At 68.8% G+C, this 19,899-nt stretch carries 20 protein-coding genes; 11 read left to right on the top strand and 9 right to left on the bottom strand.

Going from position 1 to position 19,899, the window contains the following annotated elements; all coding sequences use genetic code 11:
* The first annotated feature begins 22 nt into the window (after positions 1-22).
* Complete coding sequence (locus PA27867_RS04310) at positions 23-2,974, top strand: ATP-binding protein (protein WP_066593774.1); 2,952 nt, start codon at positions 23-25, stop codon at positions 2,972-2,974.
* On the opposite strand, the gene ald is transcribed toward PA27867_RS04310, so the two are convergent.
* A complete protein-coding gene (ald, locus tag PA27867_RS04315) occupies positions 2,971-4,098 on the bottom strand; it encodes an alanine dehydrogenase (RefSeq protein WP_066593784.1) in 1,128 nt (375 codons plus the stop codon). The genes PA27867_RS04310 and ald overlap by 4 nt on opposite strands.
* Before the next feature lie 265 nt (positions 4,099-4,363).
* Between ald and PA27867_RS04320 the strand changes: the two genes are divergently transcribed.
* Genes PA27867_RS04320 through PA27867_RS04335 form a run of 4 tightly spaced genes read left to right on the top strand, consistent with a single transcriptional unit; the run spans position 4,364 to position 8,501 of the window.
* Positions 4,364-5,569, top strand: a complete 1,206-nt coding sequence (locus PA27867_RS04320) for an ABC transporter substrate-binding protein (protein ID WP_236900835.1) — start codon at positions 4,364-4,366, stop codon at positions 5,567-5,569.
* Positions 5,570-5,572: 3 nt separating this feature from the next.
* Entirely contained in the window at positions 5,573-6,775 is a 1,203-nt protein-coding gene (locus PA27867_RS04325; RefSeq protein WP_066593790.1) for an ABC transporter ATP-binding protein, read from the top strand.
* 2 nt (positions 6,776-6,777) lie between these two features.
* A complete protein-coding gene (locus PA27867_RS04330) occupies positions 6,778-7,695 on the top strand; it encodes an ABC transporter permease (RefSeq protein ID WP_066593794.1) in 918 nt (305 codons plus the stop codon).
* Positions 7,692-8,501, top strand: a complete 810-nt coding sequence (locus tag PA27867_RS04335) for an ABC transporter permease (protein WP_066593800.1) — start codon at positions 7,692-7,694, stop codon at positions 8,499-8,501. The genes PA27867_RS04330 and PA27867_RS04335 overlap by 4 nt, the downstream gene beginning before the upstream one ends.
* A gap of 90 nt (positions 8,502-8,591) precedes the next feature.
* Here PA27867_RS04335 and PA27867_RS04340 read toward each other — a convergent pair whose 3' ends face one another.
* On the bottom strand, positions 8,592-9,635 hold the full coding sequence (locus PA27867_RS04340) for an asparaginase (RefSeq protein WP_084020682.1): 1,044 nt from the start codon (positions 9,633-9,635) through the stop codon (positions 8,592-8,594).
* A 2-nt stretch (positions 9,636-9,637) separates the two neighbouring features.
* Entirely contained in the window at positions 9,638-11,020 is a 1,383-nt protein-coding gene (gene gabT / locus PA27867_RS04345) for a 4-aminobutyrate--2-oxoglutarate transaminase (protein WP_066593806.1), read from the bottom strand.
* Between the two features lie 90 nt (positions 11,021-11,110).
* Here gabT and PA27867_RS04350 point away from each other — a divergent pair, with 90 nt between their 5' ends.
* Entirely contained in the window at positions 11,111-11,599 is a 489-nt protein-coding gene (locus PA27867_RS04350) for an OsmC family protein (protein WP_066593813.1), read from the top strand.
* A gap of 174 nt (positions 11,600-11,773) precedes the next feature.
* On the opposite strand, the gene PA27867_RS04355 is transcribed toward PA27867_RS04350, so the two are convergent.
* From PA27867_RS04355 to PA27867_RS20165, 3 genes are all read right to left on the bottom strand, one after another.
* The gene (locus PA27867_RS04355) at positions 11,774-13,117 is read right to left on the bottom strand and encodes an aminotransferase class III-fold pyridoxal phosphate-dependent enzyme (protein ID WP_066593815.1); all 1,344 of its coding nucleotides are present in this window, start codon (positions 13,115-13,117) and stop codon (positions 11,774-11,776) included.
* Positions 13,118-13,248: 131 nt separating this feature from the next.
* A complete protein-coding gene (locus PA27867_RS04360; RefSeq protein WP_157109115.1) occupies positions 13,249-13,947 on the bottom strand; it encodes a hypothetical protein in 699 nt (232 codons plus the stop codon).
* Positions 13,948-13,950: 3 nt separating this feature from the next.
* Entirely contained in the window at positions 13,951-14,265 is a 315-nt protein-coding gene (locus tag PA27867_RS20165; protein WP_084020684.1) for a metalloregulator ArsR/SmtB family transcription factor, read from the bottom strand.
* Between the two features lie 116 nt (positions 14,266-14,381).
* On the opposite strand from PA27867_RS20165, the gene PA27867_RS04365 reads away from it, so the two are divergent.
* The 4 genes from PA27867_RS04365 to PA27867_RS04380 all read left to right on the top strand — a co-directional run bounded on the left by PA27867_RS04365 (position 14,382) and on the right by PA27867_RS04380 (position 16,924).
* Positions 14,382-14,861: a hypothetical protein gene (locus PA27867_RS04365; protein WP_157109116.1), complete on the top strand. Its 480-nt coding sequence runs from the start codon at positions 14,382-14,384 to the stop codon at positions 14,859-14,861.
* Positions 14,854-15,420, top strand: a complete 567-nt coding sequence (locus tag PA27867_RS04370) for a DUF7010 family protein (RefSeq protein ID WP_066593828.1) — start codon at positions 14,854-14,856, stop codon at positions 15,418-15,420. The genes PA27867_RS04365 and PA27867_RS04370 overlap by 8 nt, the downstream gene beginning before the upstream one ends.
* A gap of 69 nt (positions 15,421-15,489) precedes the next feature.
* Positions 15,490-16,236, top strand: a complete 747-nt coding sequence (locus PA27867_RS04375) for a hypothetical protein (protein WP_157109117.1) — start codon at positions 15,490-15,492, stop codon at positions 16,234-16,236.
* 22 nt (positions 16,237-16,258) lie between these two features.
* A complete protein-coding gene (locus PA27867_RS04380) occupies positions 16,259-16,924 on the top strand; it encodes an IMPACT family protein (protein WP_066593832.1) in 666 nt (221 codons plus the stop codon).
* Positions 16,925-16,955: 31 nt separating this feature from the next.
* Here the strand turns inward: PA27867_RS04380 and PA27867_RS04385 are convergent, their stop codons facing one another.
* From PA27867_RS04385 to PA27867_RS04395, 3 genes are all read right to left on the bottom strand, one after another.
* A complete protein-coding gene (locus PA27867_RS04385) occupies positions 16,956-17,486 on the bottom strand; it encodes an SRPBCC family protein (RefSeq protein WP_084020686.1) in 531 nt (176 codons plus the stop codon).
* Positions 17,483-17,842 (bottom strand): ArsR/SmtB family transcription factor, encoded by a 360-nt coding sequence (locus tag PA27867_RS04390; protein WP_066593834.1) that lies wholly within the window; start codon positions 17,840-17,842, stop codon positions 17,483-17,485. Before PA27867_RS04390 ends, PA27867_RS04385 begins: the two co-directional genes overlap by 4 nt.
* A gap of 66 nt (positions 17,843-17,908) precedes the next feature.
* A complete protein-coding gene (locus PA27867_RS04395; RefSeq protein WP_420480687.1) occupies positions 17,909-18,739 on the bottom strand; it encodes a lysophospholipid acyltransferase family protein in 831 nt (276 codons plus the stop codon).
* Between the two features lie 67 nt (positions 18,740-18,806).
* On the opposite strand from PA27867_RS04395, the gene PA27867_RS04400 reads away from it, so the two are divergent.
* Positions 18,807-19,895, top strand: coding sequence for a 1-deoxy-D-xylulose-5-phosphate reductoisomerase (locus PA27867_RS04400; RefSeq protein ID WP_066593837.1), 1,089 nt, complete (start codon positions 18,807-18,809; stop codon positions 19,893-19,895).
* Positions 19,896-19,899 lie beyond the last annotated feature (4 nt).

Consider the following 19,899-nt stretch of genomic DNA (forward strand, 5'->3'; position numbering starts at 1 on the left):
GCCGTCCGGCTTCGCTGGAGCCATGGCCACCGACTCACCGCAGCTCCCGCCGGCCGACCCGATCCGGTTGCCGACCCGGCCGACGGCGCCCGACCGGGCCGCGTTCCCCCTCATCGCCTGCGTGGCGCCGCTGATCGCCGCGGGCCTGATCTGGTGGATCACCGGGTCGGCGCTGGTCCTGGTCTTCGCCGTGCTCAGCCCGGTGATCGCCGTGGCCGGGCTGCTCGACGGGCGATGGTCCACCGCCCGGCGACGACGCCGGGATGCCGCGGACTACGCGGCCGCGATGACCGAGGCCGCGGATGCCGTGGACCGGGCCCTCGAGAGGCTGCGCGACGCCGCCTGGCACCAGGCGCCCTCCGTGCAGACCATGCTCGAGCGACCGGACGAGCCGGGCCGCTGGGCGGACCCGGCCGAAGCACCCGTCGTTCTCGGCGCCGGCACGGTGCCCAGCGGCCTGCGCCTGGAGGGGGCCGGTGACGCCGCCGAGCACCGGGAGCTGCGGGCGCGCGCCGCCGGGCTCGCGGGGGCACCGATCGTCGTCGACCCGGCCGGCGGCATCGGGCTGATCGGGCCTGGGCTGCTGCTGCGGGCGCTCGCGCGGAGCCTGGTGGTGCAGTTGACCGGGCAGCTCAGCCCTCGCAGTCTGGGCCTGCGGCTGCCGGACGGACCGGACTGGGCGTGGGCGGCCCGACTCCCGCACCACCGTGCCGAGTCCCCGGCGCAGTGGCTCACGGTGCTCGACGCCGATCAGACATCCCCGCCGCCGCACCGGCCAGGGGACGGACCCTGGATCGCGTTGGCCGGCACCGGAGCGGGCCTGCCGCCGGGGTGCGCCACCGTCGTGCGGGTGCACGGGCCCGTCGGCGCGGAGATCGTGCGCTTGGCGGGCCGCCCGGCTGCCGTGCCCGTGGCTCCCGTTCTGGTGGCCGAGAGCCAGGTGGCCGGGCTGGGGGAGGCGCTCGGCCGTGCGGCAGACGCGGCCGGCCTCGGGGGACCCACCGGCACCCTGCCCGACACGGTCTCCTTCGCCGCGCTCGGTGCTGCGACGGGCGCAGGTGCGGCCAGCACCCGCGTGGCCGGGCCCGTGACGGAGCTGAGCTGCGCGGTGGGCCTGGGCGAGCACGGGCCCCTCGTCGTCGACCTAGTGCGCGACGGCCCGCACGCCCTCGTGGGCGGCACGACGGGCAGCGGCAAGAGCGAACTGCTGGTGACATGGGTGGCGGCGCTGGCCTCCCGGTACGACCCCGGCCAGGTCACCTTCCTGCTCGTCGACTTCAAGGGCGGCGCGGCCTTCGACCTGCTCCGCGCCCTGCCGCACTGTGTGGGGCTGATCACCGACCTCGACGAGCGGGAGGCGCACCGCGCCCTGGCGAGCCTCGCGGCCGAACTGCGGCACCGGGAGCGCGTGCTGCGGGACGCCGGCGCCCGCGACATAACCGACTTGCCCAGCGCCGCCCTCGCGCGGCTCGTGATCGTCGTGGACGAGTTCGCGACCATGGTGGCCGCGTTCCCGGCCCTGCACGCCGTGTTCGTCGATATCGCCGCCCGCGGGCGCTCCCTCGGGGTGCACCTGGTGCTCTGCACGCAGCGGCCGGCCGGCGTGCTGAGGGACGCGCTCCTGGCCAATTGCAGCCTGCGGATCTCGCTGCGAGTGAACAACCGGGCCGACAGCCAGGCCGTGCTCGGTTCGGATGCCGCCGCCCTGATCGACGCCGCCCGCCCCGGCCGGTGCGCGCTCGTGCGGGGGTCCACGCCGGTCGAGACCGCACAGGTGGCCGCAACGGGTGACGCCGACATCCGGCAGATCGCGAATGATCGGCCGGCCGGGCCGAACCTGCCGCGGCGCCCCTGGCTGGACCCGCTCCCGCACCGGGTGACCCGGGCGCAGCTGGCCGCAACGGGCGCCGCCCCGCCAGGACTGCTGCTCGGCCTGCTCGACGAGCCGGAGCACCAGCGTTACCGGGTGGCCGGCTACGACCCCGGCGTCGACGGCAACCTGCTGGTGATCGGCGGTGCGCGCACCGGCAAGTCCACTCTGCTGGCCGCGCTCGCCGAGCAGGCGCCGTCCAGGGTGCGGCTGGTGCCCGCCGACGTCGAGGGCACCTGGGATGCGCTGGTGCGGGCCCACGCCGAACTGGACGGCCTCGTCCACACGGACCGGGCGACCGGCGCTCACCGGCAGGAGGGCGCCCGGGAGAGCCGGCTGCTGCTGATCGACGACCTGGACGCCGTGCTGGCGCGCTGGGGCGACGAACACCGGGCCGCCGCTGTGGACCTCGTGACCGGTCTTCTCCGAGACGGCGGGCCGAGCGGGCTGCGGCTGGTCATCACCGTTCAACGGCTCACCGGCGCCTTGCAGATGCTGCCCGCCCTGTGCCAGAGCCGGGTGGTGCTGCGGCTGCCGGGCGTGCACGAGCACCAGGCCGCGGGGGAGCCGGCGGCCAGCTACGACGCAACCCTGCCTACCGGCGGCGGCCGTTGGCGGGGCGGGCGCATCCAGCTGCTGCAGCCGGAGCCGGTCGGCGGCGGCTCGGCGCAGCCGGTGCGACGACACGTCGATGTGCCCTCGGCCTCGGATACGGCGGGTCCGGAGGGGGTACGGGCGGTGCTGCTCGTGGTCGCCGGTTCGGTCGCCCGGTCGGCCGCGGCGTTCCAGGTGGATGGGCCGGCCGGCTCCCGCCGCGTGGTCGAGCTGGCGGCCGGTCCCGTCGCCGGGGCGGGTGGCCGGATAGAAGTGTCCACGGTGGCCGCAGGCACCGTGCTGGTGGGCGACGCCGATGCCTGGCAGGGGAACTGGTCCCTGCTGGCCGGGCTGCGCCGAACAGCACCGCTGGTCTTCGACGGCGCCTCCCTCGGCGATTACCGCCTGCTGACACGTCGGCGAGAGCTGCCGCCACCGTTGGCGCCGGGCCGCTCGCGGGGCTGGCTCGTCGAGCCGGACGGCACCGTCCGGCGGGTGACGCTGCCCTAACCGGCCGGTGCGGCGAGCACCTCGGCCAGGGGCGTGAGCGGCAGGGCGTGTGCCGTGGCGACCGGGGCACTGGTGAGCACCCCGCCGAATGTGTTCAGCCCCAGCGCCAGGGACGCGTCGGCGCGCAACGCATCCACCCACCCCCGGTTCGCGATGGCACGCACATAGGGCAGCGTCGCGTTGGTGAGCGCATACGTCGACGTGCTCGGCACGGCGCCCGGCATGTTGGCCACGCAGTAGAACAGCGAACCGTGCACCGTGAAGGTGGGCTCGGTGTGCGTGGTGGGGTGGGTGTCAGCGAAGCAGCCGCCCTGGTCCACCGCGATGTCCACGAGCACGCTTCCGGCCTTCATGCGCGACACCAGCTCGTTGCTGACGAGTTTGGGCGCCCGGGCGCCGGGAATGAGGACCGACCCGATCACCAGATCGGATTGCAGCAGCGCGGTCTCGATCTCGAAGGCATTCGACGCGATGGTCTTCACCCGGCCGTAATGCAGGGTGTCCAACTCGCGCAACCTGAAGAGATTGGTGTCGAGGACAGTGACCTCCGCGCCCAGCCCGATCGCCACCTGCATCGCGGCGGTTCCGGCGACACCGCCACCCAGGACGGTGACCCGGGCCGGATGCGTGCCGGGCACGCCGGGCACCAGCAGACCGGGGCCACCGTTGGGCTTGAGCATGGCGTTGGCCCCGACGATGGGCGCCAGACGTCCGGCGACCTCGCTCATGGGCGCCAGCAGGGGCAGCGCCCGGGTCGGCAGCTGCACGGTCTCGTACGCGATGGCGGTGACTCCAGCGTCGAGCAGCGCCCGGGTGAGGCCCGCCTCGGCGGCCAGATGGAGATAGGTGAAGAGCACCAGGTCGGCCCGGAAGTACCCGTATTCGCTCGGCACCGGCTCCTTCACCTTGAGCAGCAGCTCGGCCGCCGACCAGGTGGAGACGGCATCGGGCAGGATCGCGGCGCCGGCCGCTGAGAACTGGTCGTCGGTGATCGACGACCCCAGCCCTGCGCCGGTTTCGATCAGCACCTCATGGCCGTGCAGCACCAGGTCGTGCACCCCGGCGGGCGTGATCGCCACCCGGAACTCGTTGTCCTTGATCTCTTTCGGTACACAAATCCGCATGGGGCTCCTTTGCCGGCGCGGGCGACCCGGGAGAGGCGCACGCCCGTGGCCACAGCATACTGGTGCGCCCCGTCGAAGCCCGTGTGCGTTTTCGAACGTGTTCAGGGCACCTGACCGACGGTATCCGCTGAAATCGCGTCGAATGTTAACGTTTTAGACATTTTATGGCGCGTCTCGTTCCGACTGTGCCAGTATCGGTCCACTCGTCACCCAGCGGACCACCCCTCGATGGAGCGGCCGCTGAAGAATGCAAGGAGACCGCCCCATGGCCCTGCCCGCAGACCCGATGATCCGTCAACTCGTACAGCAGGCCCAGCGCGCCCAGATGGGGCGCCGCGCTCTCCTGGCCGGCGCGGGTGCCGGTGCGGCAGCCCTGGCGCTCGCCGCCTGTTCCACAGGCAGTGCGGCCAGGCCCACCGCGGCCACCGACAAGTCGGCGAGCGAGAAGACCCTGCGCTGGGACAACTGGGCGCTCTACATCGACGTGGACGACGCCGGCAACTACCCCACCCTCGAGGCGTTCACGGCGGAGACCGGCATCAAGGTGAATTACACCGAGGCCGTCGATGACAACAACACGTACTACGGCAAGGTGAAGGACCAGCTGGCCCTGGGCAAGGACATCGGCGCCGACACGGTATGCCTCACCGACTGGATGGTCGGCCGGCTCGCCCGGTTCGGTTACCTGCAGGAACTCGACCACGCCAACATCCCCAACCTTGCCAATCTGCTGCCCAACCTGAAGGATGTCGACTTCGACCCGGGCCGGGAGCTGTCGGTGCCGTGGCAGGGCGGCTTCGCCGGTATCTGCTGGAACAAGGAGAAGTTCCCCGACGGCATCACGTCTGTCGAACAGCTGTGGAGCACACCCGAACTCAAGGGCCGCGTCGGCGTGCTCTCCGAGATGCGCGACACCATGGGCCTGATCATGCTCGACGCGGGCGTCGACATCTCCGGCGACTGGGGTGACGACGACTTCACCGCCGCGATCGAGGTGCTCAAGAAGCAGGTCAGCGACGGCCAGGTGCGCAACATCAAGGGCAACTCCTACAAGGAAGACCTCGTCAACGGCGACAGCCTCGCCGCCATCGTGTGGTCGGGCGACATCGTGCAGCTGAACGCCGAGAACGGCGACAAGTGGGGGTTCGTGGTGCCCGACAAGGGCGGCACCATCTGGAACGACAACTTCGTCGTGCCGATCGGCTCCGCGCACAAGGCCAACGCCGAAGCGCTCATCAACTACTACTACGACCCCGCCGTGGCCGCCGAGGTCGCCGCGTACGTCAACTTCATCACCCCGGTGGCCGGGGCCAAGGAGGCGGCCATGGAGATCGACCCCGAACTGGCCGACAACCCGTTGATCTTCCCCGACGACGCCACCCTCGCCAAGGCCAAGGTGTTCCGCACCCTCACCGGCGCCGAAGAACAGACCTACGGGGCAGAGTTCCAGAGCATCCTGCTGGGAGCCTGACGCGTGGCCACCGGAGCGTTCGCCGACCGCGGCGCCGACCTCGAACTCGTCGGCATCCAGAAACGGTTCCCCGGCTTCACCGCCATCGAACACCTCAACCTGGTCATCCCGGCCGGTTCGTTCTTCGCCCTGCTCGGCCCCTCCGGCTGCGGCAAGACCACCACCCTGCGGCTCGTGGCGGGGCTGGAAGACCCCACCGGCGGGCGCATCCTGATCGGCGGCCAGGACGTCACCGGGCAGAAGGCCTACCAACGCCCGGTGAACACGGTGTTCCAGAGCTACGCACTGTTCCCGCACATGACCGTGCTCGAGAACGTGGCGTTCGGCCTGCGCCGGCGCAAGATCGCGGATGCCGTGGCCAAAGCCCACGAGGCGCTGCGACTGGTGGAACTCGACCACCTGGCCGCCCGCAAACCCGTGCAGCTCTCCGGCGGGCAGCAGCAGCGGGTGGCGCTGGCCCGTGCCATCGTGAACCGGCCGGCGCTCTTGCTGCTCGACGAACCGCTCGGCGCGCTCGACCTCAAGCTCCGCCGCCAGATGCAACTCGAGCTCAAGACCATCCAGGAGGAGGTCGGCCTCACGTTCCTGCACGTCACCCACGACCAGGAGGAGGCCATGACCATGGCCGATACCATCGCGGTGATGAACAAGGGCCGCATCGAGCAGATGGGCACCCCCGAACTGCTCTACGAGCTGCCGCGCACGGCCTTCGTGGCCAACTTCCTCGGCCAGTCCAACCTCTTCACCGGGGCCGTGGTGGGGGAGACCAGCACCTCGATAGCCGTCGACGTTGCCGGGCGCAGCATCGTGGTGCCCAAGGCCCGCTCGCACCGGCACGCCGGTGATGTCACCGTGGGGGTCCGGCCCGAGAAGATCACCCTGCATCGGCAGAAGCCGGAGCCGGACCCCGCCCACAACGTGATCGGCCCCGGCCGGGTGACGGATGTGTCGTTCACCGGAGTGAGCACCCAGTACCTCGTCACGGTGCCCGGGGTGGGCACCATCATCGTGTTCGAACAGAACCGCTCCTTCGGCCCCGTCGAGGGCGAGGGCGACGAGGTCTGGATGACCTGGAACGTGGAACACGGCTTCGGCCTGGACGACGACCCGGCAGGGCCGGACCCCAAGTTCGTCGCCGACACCACCACCAAGAGCATCGCGGCGCAGCGCCGGGCCGCCCTCGTCACGGAGCTCGAGGAGGCCTAGGAATGGCCTTCGCCGCGTTCTCCAGCACGGCAGCACCGCCCGCCGATGCGCCGCCGCGCCGCCGCAGCAACGTGGCGCTGCTCCTGCTGCTGCCCGGAATCCTCTACCTGGTGCTGTTCTTCCTGGCCCCGCTGGTGTCACTGATCCTCACGTCCCTGCAGGCGCCGACCGAGTTCGGCGACATCGGCATGTACAGCTACGCGTTCCGGTGGGAGAACTACGTGGCGGTGATCGAGCAGTACTGGCCGCACATCCTGCGCTCGTTCGGCTACGCCATCGTCGCCACGGTGCTGGCGCTGGCGTTCAGCTACCCGCTGGCGTACTTCATCGGGGTCACGGCCCGCAAATGGCCTCTGCTGCAGAGCCTGATGCTGGTGCTCGTGATCGCACCGTTCTTCATCAGCTTCCTGCTGCGCACCCTGGCCTGGAAGCAGATCCTCTCCGACGAGTCGTTCCTCGTGACATCGCTCAAGGCGGTGTCGCTGCTGGCGCCGGATGCGCACCTCACCGGCACGGCGTTCTCGGTGATCTTCGGGCTGACCTACAACTTCATCCCGTTCATGACGCTGCCGCTCTACACCACCCTGGAGCGACTGGACCTGCGCTACCTGGAGGCCGGCAACGACCTGTACGCCAGCGGGTTCCACACCTTCCGCACCGTCACCATCCCACTGTCGATGCCCGGCATCGTGGCCGGCACGCTGCTCACCTTCATCCCCGCTGCCGGCGACTACATCAACGCCAGCCGCGACTTCCTCGGCGGGGCGGATACCCAGATGATCGGCAATGTGATCGAGGCGAACTTCCTCGTGCTGTTGAACTACCCGGCGGCAGCGGCCCTGTCGATCATCCTGATGACCGTGATCCTCGTGATCGTGGGCGTCTACGTGAAGAGAAGCGGAACGGAGGAACTGCTGTGACCCGATTCTCGCTGGGCAAGTGGCTACTGCCGGTCTATTCGGCGCTCGCGCTGATCTTCCTGATGATCCCGATCGTCTACACCTTCGTCTTCTCGTTCAATGACTCGCTCAAGTCCAACATCACCTGGCGCGGCTTCACCTTCGACAAGTGGCTCAACGTCTGCGCGGTGCAGAACGGCGCGGTCTGCGAGGCCTTCGGAAACAGCCTGATCATCGGGGTGGTGGCCACCGTGATCGCCACGACGCTGGGCACCATGATCGCGATCGCCCTGGTGCGTTACCGGTTCCGGTTCCGGGCCGGCACCAGCCTGCTCCTGTTCCTGCCGATGGCGACCCCCGAGGTGGTGCTCGGCGCCGGTCTGGCCGCACAGTTCCTGTCGCTGGGGGTGCCCAAGGACATGCTCACGATCATCCTGGCGCACACGATGTTCTGCATCAGCTTCGTCGTGGTGACCGTGAAGGCCCGCGTGGCCGGACTCGACCCGGCGCTGGAGGAGGCGGGGCGCGACCTGTACGGCTCGCCCGCCCAGGTGTTCGCCCGGATCACCTTCCCGCTGCTGCTGCCCGGCATCCTCGCCGCCGCGCTGCTGTCGTTCGCGCTGAGCTTCGACGATTTCATCATCACGAACTTCAACTCGGGGGCGGTGACCACGTTCCCCAAGTACATCTACATTTCGGCGTCACGCGGTATCCCCGCCGAGGCGAATGTGATCGCGTCGGCGGTGTTCATCCTGGCCCTGGTGATCGTGGTGACCGCGCAGGTATCCGCGGCCGCCCGGGCCAAGCGTCAGGCCCGCCAGGGCTAACGCGTGACCGTGAGGCGGTCGGTGGTCGAGCCAGTCGAGACCTGGTGACGTGTGCGCGGGTCGATCTGCGGTGCGTGAGTCCCGAGTCGGTCAGACGTAGCTGGCGCGGATCTGCCCGATGGGCTGGCCGCCGCCGAAGACCGCGAGCTTGAGCTCGGGGATGATGGCGTCGACCTCGGAGCGGGGCACCGCGCCGGCATCCGCCAGCAGGCTCAGCGCCACGATGGTGGCCGCCCGCAGGTTGCCGTCGAGGATCTTCAGCGCCACGGTCATGCCGTTGTCGGCCGAGGCCACCATGATGCCCTCTGCGCCGCCCTTGACGAACAGGCCCAGACGCTCGATCGCGATCGAGTCCGGCAGCCCGGGGCCGGCAATGACCCAGCCGTTCTCCCGCACGGCCTCGGCCAGGAAGCCGGCCTCACGGTAGATGGCGAAGGGCGAAGTCGACTTGGACGTGGCAATGCGGGCGATGCCGCGGGCCAGTGCCGTGAGGGAGAGTGCGTGCACGGGGGCGCCGCATCCGTCGACGCCCGAGGCAGTCGGACGTTCGCCGGTGAAGCGCTCCACGACGTCGAGAATGCGCTTCTGCAGCGGATGCTCCGGGTCGAGGTAGCCCACGATCGGCCAGTGGTTCTGCACGCAGGCGACGAGCATCGCCGCGTGCTTGCCCGAGCAGTCGGAGTAGATCGGGGCGGGGCCGGCGCCCTGGCGCACGAGGCCGTCCCGGGTGGCGGAGTCTCCCGGCCAGGTGGGCGTGCAGCCGAGGTCGGCCTCGGAGAGACCGGCGCGGGCGAGCAGCCCACGCACCAGGTCGGTGTGCTTCTGGGTGCCGGAGTGGCTGGACGTCGCGATCGCGGCATCCTCCCCGCGCAGCACGACGCCGCTGGCCATGACCGCGATGGCCTGGAACGGCTTCATCGACGAGCGCGGGAACACCGGCGCGTTGACGTCGCCGAGCGCGCGCAGCACGGCGCCGTCACTGCCGAGAAGTACGGCCGCGCCGGCGTGCCGGGATTCGATGAAACCGGACCGTTCGACGACGGCGAGCTCAACCGAGTCGATCACCTCGATGGTTCCCGCGCTGCCGGAGGGGCCGGCCGCACCGAATGCGGCGGAACTCGTGGTGCTCGTCACGGTTACAGTGTCGCCATCGCGTCGTCGATGACCGACAGGGCGTCGGCCAGCAGGGCATCCGTGACGGCCAGGCTGGGCAGGAACCGCAGCACGTTGCCGTAGGTGCCCGCGGTGAGCAGCAGCACACCGTGCTGAGCCGCGTAAGCGGCGATCGCGGTGACGGCGGCGGCGTTGGGCGCCTTGGTCGTCGTCTGGGTGCCGGGCTGCACGAGCTCGATGGCGATCATGGCGCCGCGGCCGCGGATGTCGCCGATGATGTCGTGCTTGTCGGCCAGTGCGGTCAGACCGGCGCGGAGGGTCTTCTCGATGCGCTGGCCCTCGGCCAGGAGATTGTTGCGCTCGATCGCGTCGAACACGGCGATCGCGGCGGCGCAGGCGACGGGGTTGCCACCGAAGGTGCCGCCGAGGCCGCCGGGCTGGGACGCGTCGAGGATCTCGGCGCGGCCGGTCACGGCGGCCAGCGGCATGCCGCCGGCGATGCCCTTGGCCACGAGCACCAGGTCGGGTTCCCAGCCGAAGTGCTCGCTGGCGAAGTAGGCGCCGGTGCGGGCCATGCCGCTCTGGATCTCGTCGGCGATCATGACGACGCCGTTGGCGGTGCACCATTCCTGCAGCAGCGGCAGGTAGCCCTCGGCGGGAACCATGAAGCCGCCCTCGCCCTGGATCGGTTCGACCACGAGGCAGGCCAGGTCGCTGGCGCCGATGACCTTCTCGAGGTACGCGATGGTGCGGGCCGCGGCCTGCTCACCGGTGAGGCCGTCGTGGTACGGGTAGGAATTGGGGGCGTGGTACACGTCGCTGGCGAGCGGGCCGTAGCCGGTGGCGTAGGGCGCCGCCTTGTAGTTCATCGCCATGGTGAGCACGGTGCGGCCGTGGTAGGCGTGGTCGAGCACGGCAACCGCGCGGCGGCCGGTGTACTTGCGGGCGATCTTCACGCCGTTCTCCACGGCCTCAGCGCCGGAGTTGATCAGCACGCTCTTCTTGGCGAAGCTGCCGGGGGTGTGGGCCGCGAGCAGTTCGGCGACGCGCACGTATTCCTCGTACGGGGTGATGGTGAAGAGGGTGTGCACGAAATCACCCAGCTGGTCGGTCGCGGCGGCGACGACGCTGGTCTCGGAGTGTCCGACGGTGGTCACACCGATTCCGGCGCCGAGGTCGATGAACTGGTTGTCGTCGAGGTCGACGACGATGGCGCCGCTGGCTTTCTTGATGTACACGGGCAGGGCGGAGCTGACGCCCGTGGACACCGCAGCCAGGCGTCGCTGGTGCATCTCCGTGGAACGCGGACCCGGGATCGCAGTGACGATCTTGCGTTCCTGGCTCACCGAATACACGGGAGCCGGGGTGGAGGAGGAGGCAGCGGAGTCAGTCAACGTGTCAGTCATGATGGGGCCAGTTTACCGGCCGGTTCCCCCGCGGCCACGATGATTCCCTGCGAGAATTAACAGTGACGCGTTTATCCCGAAGGAGTCACCATGATCGGTGCACATCACTACGCCGTGCAGACCCAGTGGACCGGCAACCGGGGCACCGGCACGAGCAGCTACCGCACCTATGGCCGGGAGCACACCCTCACCTCCGCCGGTAAGGAGCCGATCGCCGGTTCGGCCGATCGCACCTTCCACGGCAACGCCGACCGGTGGAACCCCGAGGAGCTGCTCCTGGCCGCCCTCAGCCAGTGCCACATGCTGTCCTACCTGCACGTGGCCGTGAACCACGGGGTGATCGTGGTCGACTACTCCGACGATGCGATCGGCACCATGGCGCAGACGGCGGATGGTGGCGGTCACTTCACCGCCGCAACCCTGCGCCCCCGGGTCACCATCGCCGACCCGGACCAGGCCGAACTCGCCGAGTCCCTGCACGCCGAGGCGGCCAAGGCCTGTTTCATCGCGGCGTCGGTCAACTTCCCGGTGGGCCACGAAGCGGTCACCATCGTGGCCGCACCGGCCTCGGTGCTCTAGGCCGCGTAGCCCGGTCTGCGGTCGGTTCCCATCTCGTCGGTCGAGCTTGTGGACTTGTGCTGAGCCTGTCGAAGTAGACCCGGTGACCCGGTTTGCGGTTGATGACCATCTCGTCGGTCGAGCTTGTCGAGACCCGGTGACCCGGTTTCGACAAGCTCAACCAGCGAACTGACCCTACTGCTGGGCGGCCTGGAACAGCGTGAAGGCCTCTTCGAGCACCGAGGCGGCGTCGTCGATGAGGGCTTCGGAGATGACCACAGACGGCATGATCCGCAGCACGGAGTCCCAGCTGCCGGCATCCAGTGCGATGACGCCGTTGGTGGTGGCGTGCTTGAGCACGAACGCGAGCGCCTCGGGGAACGGCTTCTTGGTGCCGGGGTGCACGAGCTCCACGCCGAACATGGCGCCCTTGCCGCGCACGTCGCCGACGATGTCGAATTTGTCTGCCCAGTCGCCGATGCGGGCCCAGAGGGCCTTCTCCACGCGCTTGGCCTCGTCGATCAGGTTGTCGCGCTCGATGATGTCGAACACCGCCAGGGCCGCCGCGGTCGAGACCGGGTTGCCGCCGAAGGTGCCGCCGATGCCGCCGGGCTGCACGGCGTCCATGATCTCGGCGCGGCCGGTGACGGCGGCCAGCGGGAAACCGCCGGCGATGCCCTTGGCCGTGGTGACCAGGTCGGGCACCACACCGTGGTGCTCGATGCCGTACCAGGCTCCGGTGCGGGCGATGCCGGCCTGGATCTCGTCGGAGACGAAGACGATGCCGTTCTCGGTGCAGAACTCGCTCAGTCGCTTGAAGTAGCCGGGGGCGGGGATGACGATGCCGCCGTCGCCCTGGATCGGCTCGACGAAGAACGCCGCGATCTCCGAGGCGCCGATGTGCGTCTGGATGTAGTCGATGGTCTTCTCGGCCGCTTCCTCGCCGGACAGGCCGTCCTGGTACGGGTAGCTGGTGGGAACGCTGTAGATCTCACCGGGGAACGGGCCCATGCCCACGCGCTCCGGCCACGGGCGGTAGGTCATCGCCATGGTGAGGTTGGTGCGGCCGTGGAAGGCGTGGTCCAGGCTCACGATGGCGCGGCGGCCGGTGTACTTGCGGGCGATCTTCACCGCGTTCTCCACGGCTTCGGCTCCGGTGTTGACCAGGATCGAGTGCTTCTCGAAGTCACCGGGGGTGATCTCGGCGAGCTTCTCGGCCACGCGCACGTAGTTCTCGTACGGGGTGACGGTGAAGAGCGTGTGGGTGAGCTTGCCGGCCTGCGCGGCGGCGGCCGCGGCCACCTCGGGGTGGGCGTGGCCGATGGTGGTCACGCCGATGCCGCAGCCCAGGTCGATGATCTGGTTGCCGTCGACGTCGACCAGGATCGCTCCCGCGCCGTGGTCCATGTAGATGTTCGCGAGGGTGCCTGCGCCGGCAGACACGGCGCGAACGCGTCGTTCCTGCAGCGCGATTGACCGTGGGCCCGGGAGGGCGGTGACGAGCTTGCGCTCCTGGCTGACCGAGAAGGAAGAAGACATGGCTCCAGCTTACGGACGTCGGCTGGGGGCTGGCCCCGCCGGGCTGCACGGATGCGCGCCGCGGGAGGGGACGGTGGCCGAGGAGGTCGCGGTGGCGCTCTGTGTCGCACGCCGAGCGTCGTCGGCAGAGGTCAGGCCTTGGCCTGGCTTCGCATCCGCGCCAACCCGACCGCGTAGATCCCGAGAATCAGGGTGATGGTGCCGAGGGTTGCCAGAAGCAATGCCGCCCAGGCCGACACGAACGCCAGGGCGATGGTTGCGCCACCGATTAGGACCAGGACACGGGCCGCCGGCCGATAGATCGGCCCGACGGCATCCTGCAAGCGCTGGAGGTAGGGCGGCAGAGACAGGTCTTGGGACCGGGACAGGGGAAGAGCGTTGCCGAGCAGAATGACGATTAGCCCCAGGCTTGCCGCCATCGACTCGGCCATTGGGAAGTTCGTGCCGGCGAATGCGCTCACAAGTCCAAAATGCGACACCGTCATCGCGATCGCCACGCCCGAGATCAAGTACCCCATCACGCGCACCCCGTTCGCGGAATTCAGGGCGGACTTCTGTCCGATCACCCTGCGCAGCTTTCGATCGAGTTCGGGTGTCACGGCGAACAATGCGGTGAGGAGAAGAAGGATGATGGGGAATGCTCCGGCGGCGAACCAGCGCTGGACCACGCTTTCGCCGTGCCGACCGTTCGCGGCCCTGGTCACGAGGGACTCCGCCATGTCCGGCCAGAACACGACCGAGGCGACGGCCATCGTCACGCAGGCGACACCGACAGTGACGAGTGCCGGTCGCAGCACTTTCAGGTCTGGTGACAGTCTCAGATTTGGCATGAGTCAGCTCTCTTTTCCTCGGGTCGGTGGATCCTGTGGTCCGTCATCACGACGCAATCTCGACAGGGCAACGATCGCTTCTTCAATGACCGTCAGGTTTGCTCGGTATTGAATTTCAGTTCCTTGCCGTCGGGAGACCACCAGGTCGGCGTGACGAAGCACCTTGAGGTGGGCGGAAAGTGTTGAGTGTCCGATCTCCAGATCACGGGCGATGTCGCCGGCGCGAACGAAGTCTTTGTCACGAAGAAACTGCAGAATGCGGCGGCGGTTGCTGTTCGCCAAGGCATCAAAGATCCCCTCTTCGTTATTTCGTGACATAGCGAAATAGTAGCACCGGCCAAGTCCTCCGCACCAGACGATTCGCGCCTAGAAGGGCGCACGCCTCCGAAAGGTCGATACTGTGTCCTTGATGTGTACGTCCTGAGGGGGGCCCAGTGAGTAGACAGTCCATCATTCTTGCGTCGTTGGCAGTGGTCGGAGCTCTGACGCTGTCCGGTTGCACCGCGAGCGCCGAAGCGGCTCCGACCGAATCGACGGCATCCGCGGAGTCGACCGAGTCGGCGGCATCCGCAGGATCGACGACGGACGCGATGAGCTGCAGCGGCTTCAATGACACCGCCACGATCATCGTGAACGCGGATGCCGGTGTGCGCGATGGTCGGATGGCTGCACAGGAGCAACAGGGCTGGTACCGACTGGCCACCCGGGTGCTGGACGGTGTGCCCATCCGAGGGGAGGGCGCTGTCAGTGACGCGCTCGCCGGGTTGAAGACCATCGCACCGTCGGTCACCCTGGGCGCCATGAGCACGACGGGTATCGGCTCGGCGGAGTGGTACACCGGCCAGGATGCGCTGTCTGCCGCGTGCGCAGATGCCGGCTCCGAGCTGGCCGTCGAAAGCTTCACCGGTGGATGAGGTGGAGTCGCCAGAACTGATGAGCATCGCAGGCGCCCAAGCGGACGTGCGCCGCATCTTTCGCGGCGGCTATAGCGGTCCGCTCGTCTCCGCAATCCTGTGGGCGGGGGCGAACACGGTTTACTTTCTTGTGTCGCCTGGAGCGGCAATGGCCGTCCTCTTCTTCGGGGGCATGCTGATATTTCCGCTGTCCGCGGTGATCCTCAGGCTCACCTCGGGGTCCGCGATGCTGCCGAAAGGACATCCGTCGACGGCCTTGGCCATGCAATCGGCCTTCACGGTTCCCCTGGGACTTCTCATCGCCATAGCGCTCGGGTCCTACGAGCCCATCCTGTTCTTTCCCGCGTCGCTGATCATCGTGGGCGCGCACTACCTGGTCTTCATGTCCCTGTACGGAATGAGGGTTTTCGCGGTTCTGGCCGCGGCACTCCTGCTGGTCGGAACCGTGGGTATCTTCGTTGTCCCCGAAATCGGCGCGATCAGCGGTTGGATCGGTGCGATCGTTTTCGCGGCCTTCGCTCCCGTGCTGTATCGCACCGGGGTGGCGCGACAGGTGTAGCCATTCCTGTCGACCACGCGACGTGGTTGCCAGAACAGATGCGGTAATCAGACAGGAAAAGGTGGGGCAATGGGGATTCGACGTGGTTGGGGACTGGCGGGAACTATCGTGGCGGCGGTGCTGCTCGTGAGCGGATGTGCGGGGTCGGCGCCCGAGGCCACTCCGAGCCCGACGCACACGACGCCGCCACGCATCGAGGACCTCATCACGCCGACCCCGACGCCGACCGCCACGGTGCCGGCCACGGCGGAGCCGGTGGCGCAGACCGTCGACGCCGGTGTCGTGGCGGAGGGCACCTCCGCGTCGGCCTCCGGGAGCGGGCCCTCGAACGTCGCCTATCAGCGTCAGGGTGAGTTCGCTGTCGTCATGAATATCGACTGCTCGGCCTGCACCGGCACAACGACCGTGACGGAGCCCGGGCGCATGTCACCCTTCGGTGAAATGGCGGCGCCGATGAGCGGCTCGTTCCTGAAGGACGTCTTCAAGAACGACCCCGTCAACCAGACGCTCATTGTGCTCGCCGAAGGGCCGTGGACGGTGACGCTGCAGAGTTGGAATGACATCCCCTCGGTGTCCGGCGCGCAGTCGGGTATCGGGCCCGCAGTGTTGTTCCTCTCCGACGACGTGCCCCGCCTCACGGTCGATTACGCCCCCGCCTCCGCCGACGACTCGTTCTCCGGACGCGTGTTCACGACCTCCGACTCGCCCAAGTTGTTCGGAAACACCGAAGCGTTCTCCGAGGTGTACGACGTGGACCTGCCGGGAGTCATGGCGATCCAGACCAACGGCACCTGGATGGTGACGCCGACACCGTAGCCGCGTGCGCCAGACTGGGCTCATGCCCGATCTCACGTTGCGCGGCGGCGTCGGCAGCCGGGTCTCGGCCGAGATCGACGTCAAACGATCCAGATTCCTCTGCCGTATCGTCAGGGTCGACACCGAGGATGCCGCGCGTGCCGCCATCGACGCCGCGCGCGTCGAACACTGGGGTGCGCGCCACCACTGCTCGGCGTTCATGGTCGGACCGAGCGGCACTCCCGATCAGGTGCGCCGGTCCAACGACGACGGTGAACCGTCGGGAACGGCGGGCCGACCCATGCTGGAGGCCCTTGCGGGTCGCGGCCTCGTCGACTGCGTTGCCGTCGTCACACGCTATTTCGGCGGCACACTCCTCGGCGCGGGCGGTCTCGTGCGCGCCTACTCCGACGCCGTTCTCACCACGATCGACCTGGCCGAGTCCCGGGGCCTCCTCGTGGCGCGCGAGCGTCGTGAACTCTTCAGACTCGCACTGTCCCATGCGGACGCCGGTCGTATCGAGGCGGAACTGCGCCAGCGCGGGGTGCTCATCCTCGGCACGACCTACGGAGAGAATGCCGTGCTGAGTATTGCCGGCGACGACGCCGAGAAGCTGGGCGCGATCGTCGCCCAGGTCACCGCCGGGGCAACCGAGCTGGAGGCCATCGGACATGAATGGGTCGATGTGGAGCGCGAGTCACACCCCTGAGGTCACGTCACGAGAAAAGGATGTCGGAACCTTAGAAGGACGAAATCCCGGAATCGGTCCTTTCTTGCCCACTTTGTCCTTCCAAACGTGCGTCGTGCTCCGCGAGTTCGGCGAGTTGGCGGATGACGGTGCCCCAGCCGTCGTGGAAGCCGAGTTCCTCGTGCTGGTCGCGGTCCGCTCGGTTGCGGTGCATCGCAGTGGCGGTGTACTCGGTGCCGTCGGGGTGGTCGGTCATGGTCATCACGGCGGTCACGAATGAGGCGTCGGCGGGGCGCCAACCCGCGACCAGTGCATCCGTGAACACGATGCGCTGGAGCTCGTCAACGGCGAGGAAACAGCCGGTGATGTGTGGGCCGAATTCGAGACCGTCGTCGCTGATCTCGGTGCGGAAGGAGCCGCCGGGGCGCAGGTCCATCTCGCGCACGCGGCATATCGTGGGTGCCGGAACCCACCATTGTTCGAAGCTGGCCGGGTCGGCCCAGGCGTTCCACACTGCTGCGCGCGGGGCCCGGATGATGCGGGAGACGGTGAGGTCGAGTTCGGGGTGAGCGGATGTGGTCATGCGGGGGTCTCCTTGTCGCGGCTGGGGTCGGTGGTGGGGGAGGTGGCGAACCGCTCGAGGCGATCGGTGCGGCCCTCCCAGATGCGGCGCTGCTCGTTGAGCCAGCTCTCCATCACGATGAATGTGTCGCGCTCGATCGTGCAGATGCGCACCCGCCCGGTCTTGCGGGTGCGGATCAGGCCGGCCCGCTCGAGGTAACCGATGTGCTTCATGAACGACGGCAGGGCCATGTCGAAGGGCGCGGCCAGCTCACCGATGCTGGCCGGCCCGGAGCCGAGCCGGCCCAGAACTGCCCGGCGGGTCGGGTCGGAAATGGCCTGGAAGACGCCGTCGAGCGTGGAGGAATGCTGAACCATACGGCTAAGTTATCCCAGGCCTAACACTGAGCGCAAGGGCTAAGTGTGGAGCCGGCGGGGCCGCGGCTAGCGCAGTTCGCGCCACCAGATGGCGCGCTTGACGCGCTGCACGACCGTGGTCGGCGGCGACTCGTTGTAGCTGTGCGCCAGTTCCTGCCCGGTCAGCCCGTGGATCGCGGCCATGATGTCGTCGGTGGCCTTGCGGCGGGCCCGGCCGGAGTCGGCGGTGCCGTGCACGCTCACGTCGATCGGCTCGCCGAACTTCACGCTGATGCGGCGGATGCGCGGCATCTTCGAGCCCACCGGCATGATCTCTTGCGTGCCGATCAGTCCGACGGGCACGACCACGGCGCCGGTGGTGAGGGCCAGCCATGCCACGCCGGTGCGGCCGCGGTAGAGCCGGCCGTCGAGAGAGCGTGTGCCCTCCGGGTAGATCGCGAAGGCGCCGTCCACGTCGAGCACCTCCTTGCCGGCGTCGAGGGCCACCTGGGCGGCCTGGCCGGCGCCGCGTTCCACGCCGATGGCGCCGATCGAGGTGAAGAACTGGCGTGACACCCAGCCCTTGAACCCGGTGCCGGTGAAGTATGTGGACTTGGCCAGGAACTGCACCCGGCGGGGCGCGGTGAGCGGGATGACGATGCTGTCGATGAACGACAGGTGGTTGCTGGCCAGGATCACGCGGCCCTCGCGGGGGATGTTCTCCTTGCCGGTGATGCGGGGCCGGAAGACCAGGCGCGCGATGGGCGCCATGATGCCGTAGCCGAGGAAGTAGACGAACCCGGGCCGCTTGGGCTTGGCGGGCAGCTCGACTATCTCGTCGGAGGCCGGCACCTGTTCGACGGGGGCATCCGGCGCGGTTTCGGGCTCGGATGCTGGGTCGTGCTTTGCTCCGGTCACTCAACGACCCTACAGCGCGGGTCAGTCGCGGCCCGGCATATGTGAGCGGTGCGCCTAGCATGGGCTCGTGCAGCGAATCATCATTCTCGGGTCCACGGGCTCGATCGGAACCCAGGCGCTCGACGTCATCAAGGCCAATCCCACCCGGTTCGAGGTGGTCGGCCTGTCGGCCGGCAGCAACCGGGAGCTCCTGGCCGAACAGGCCGCGGAGTACAACGTGGACGACACCGCGGTGGGCGCCGCCGAGGCCGAACAGCTGGTGCGGGATGTCGACGCCGACGTCGTGCTCAACGGCATCACCGGATCGGTGGGGCTGGGCCCGACCCTCGCCGCGCTCACGGCCGGCCGCACGCTGGCGCTGGCGAACAAGGAATCGCTCATCGTGGGCGGCGACCTGGTCAAGGCGCTCGCCGCGCCCGGCCAGATCGTGCCGGTCGACTCCGAGCACTCCGCCATCGCGCAGGCCCTGCGCTCCGGCACCGCCGACGAGGTGCGCCGCCTGGTGCTCACGGCCTCCGGCGGACCGTTCCGCGGCCGCTCCCGCGCCGAGATGGCGAACGTGACCCCGCGAGAAGCCCTCGCCCACCCCACCTGGGACATGGGCCTGGTCATCACCACCAACTCGGCCACCCTGGTCAACAAGGGACTCGAGATCATCGAGGCCCACCTGCTCTTCGACGTGCCCTACGACCGGATCGACGTCGTCGTGCACCCGCAGTCGCTCATCCACTCGATGGTCGAGTTCATCGACGGCTCCACCATCGCCCAGGCGTCGCCGCCGAACATGCGCCTGCCCATCTCGTTGGGCCTGGACTGGCCGAACCGGGTGGCCGCGGTGGGCGTGCCGATCGACTGGACCACTCCGCACACCTGGACATTCGAGCCGCTCGACGACACCGCGTTCCCCGCGGTGGAGCTGGCCAAGCAGGTCGGCCGGGCCCGCGGCACCTACCCGGCGGTGTTCAACGCGTCGAACGAGCAGGCCGTGCTGGCCTTCCACGCCGGGCGGATCGGCTACCTCGACATCGTCGACACCGTGCAGCGTGTCGTCGAGGCCCACGAGACCCAGGGCGAGCTGACCCTGGACTCGCTCGCCGAGGCCGAGCGGTGGGCCCGCGCCTCAGCCGACACCATCATCGACGCCATCGGCCACTGAGCGA

The sequence above is a fragment of the Cryobacterium arcticum genome, from assembly GCF_001679725.1.
In the GTDB taxonomy this organism is placed as follows: Bacteria; Actinomycetota; Actinomycetes; order Actinomycetales; family Microbacteriaceae; genus Cryobacterium; species Cryobacterium arcticum_A.

What these genes read in the sequence shown, in the direction of transcription:
- PA27867_RS04355 (WP_066593815.1), bottom strand. Translation starts at nt 13,117, where the DNA reads ATGTCTTCTTCCTTCTCGGTCAGCCAGGAGCGCAAGCTCGTCACCGCC.
- PA27867_RS20165 (WP_084020684.1), bottom strand. Translation starts at nt 14,265, where the DNA reads ATGTCACGAAATAACGAAGAGGGGATCTTTGATGCCTTGGCGAACAGC.
- PA27867_RS04390 (WP_066593834.1), bottom strand. Translation starts at nt 17,842, where the DNA reads ATGGTTCAGCATTCCTCCACGCTCGACGGCGTCTTCCAGGCCATTTCC.
- PA27867_RS04330 (WP_066593794.1), top strand. Translation starts at nt 6,778, where the DNA reads ATGGCCTTCGCCGCGTTCTCCAGCACGGCAGCACCGCCCGCCGATGCG.
- PA27867_RS04350 (WP_066593813.1), top strand. Translation starts at nt 11,111, where the DNA reads ATGATCGGTGCACATCACTACGCCGTGCAGACCCAGTGGACCGGCAAC.
- PA27867_RS04380 (WP_066593832.1), top strand. Translation starts at nt 16,259, where the DNA reads ATGCCCGATCTCACGTTGCGCGGCGGCGTCGGCAGCCGGGTCTCGGCC.
- PA27867_RS04310 (WP_066593774.1), top strand. Translation starts at nt 23, where the DNA reads ATGGCCACCGACTCACCGCAGCTCCCGCCGGCCGACCCGATCCGGTTG.
- PA27867_RS04375 (WP_157109117.1), top strand. Translation starts at nt 15,490, where the DNA reads ATGGGGATTCGACGTGGTTGGGGACTGGCGGGAACTATCGTGGCGGCG.
- gabT (WP_066593806.1), bottom strand. Translation starts at nt 11,020, where the DNA reads ATGACTGACACGTTGACTGACTCCGCTGCCTCCTCCTCCACCCCGGCT.
- PA27867_RS04385 (WP_084020686.1), bottom strand. Translation starts at nt 17,486, where the DNA reads ATGACCACATCCGCTCACCCCGAACTCGACCTCACCGTCTCCCGCATC.
- PA27867_RS04360 (WP_157109115.1), bottom strand. Translation starts at nt 13,947, where the DNA reads ATGCCAAATCTGAGACTGTCACCAGACCTGAAAGTGCTGCGACCGGCA.
- ald (WP_066593784.1), bottom strand. Translation starts at nt 4,098, where the DNA reads ATGCGGATTTGTGTACCGAAAGAGATCAAGGACAACGAGTTCCGGGTG.
- PA27867_RS04320 (WP_236900835.1), top strand. Translation starts at nt 4,364, where the DNA reads ATGGCCCTGCCCGCAGACCCGATGATCCGTCAACTCGTACAGCAGGCC.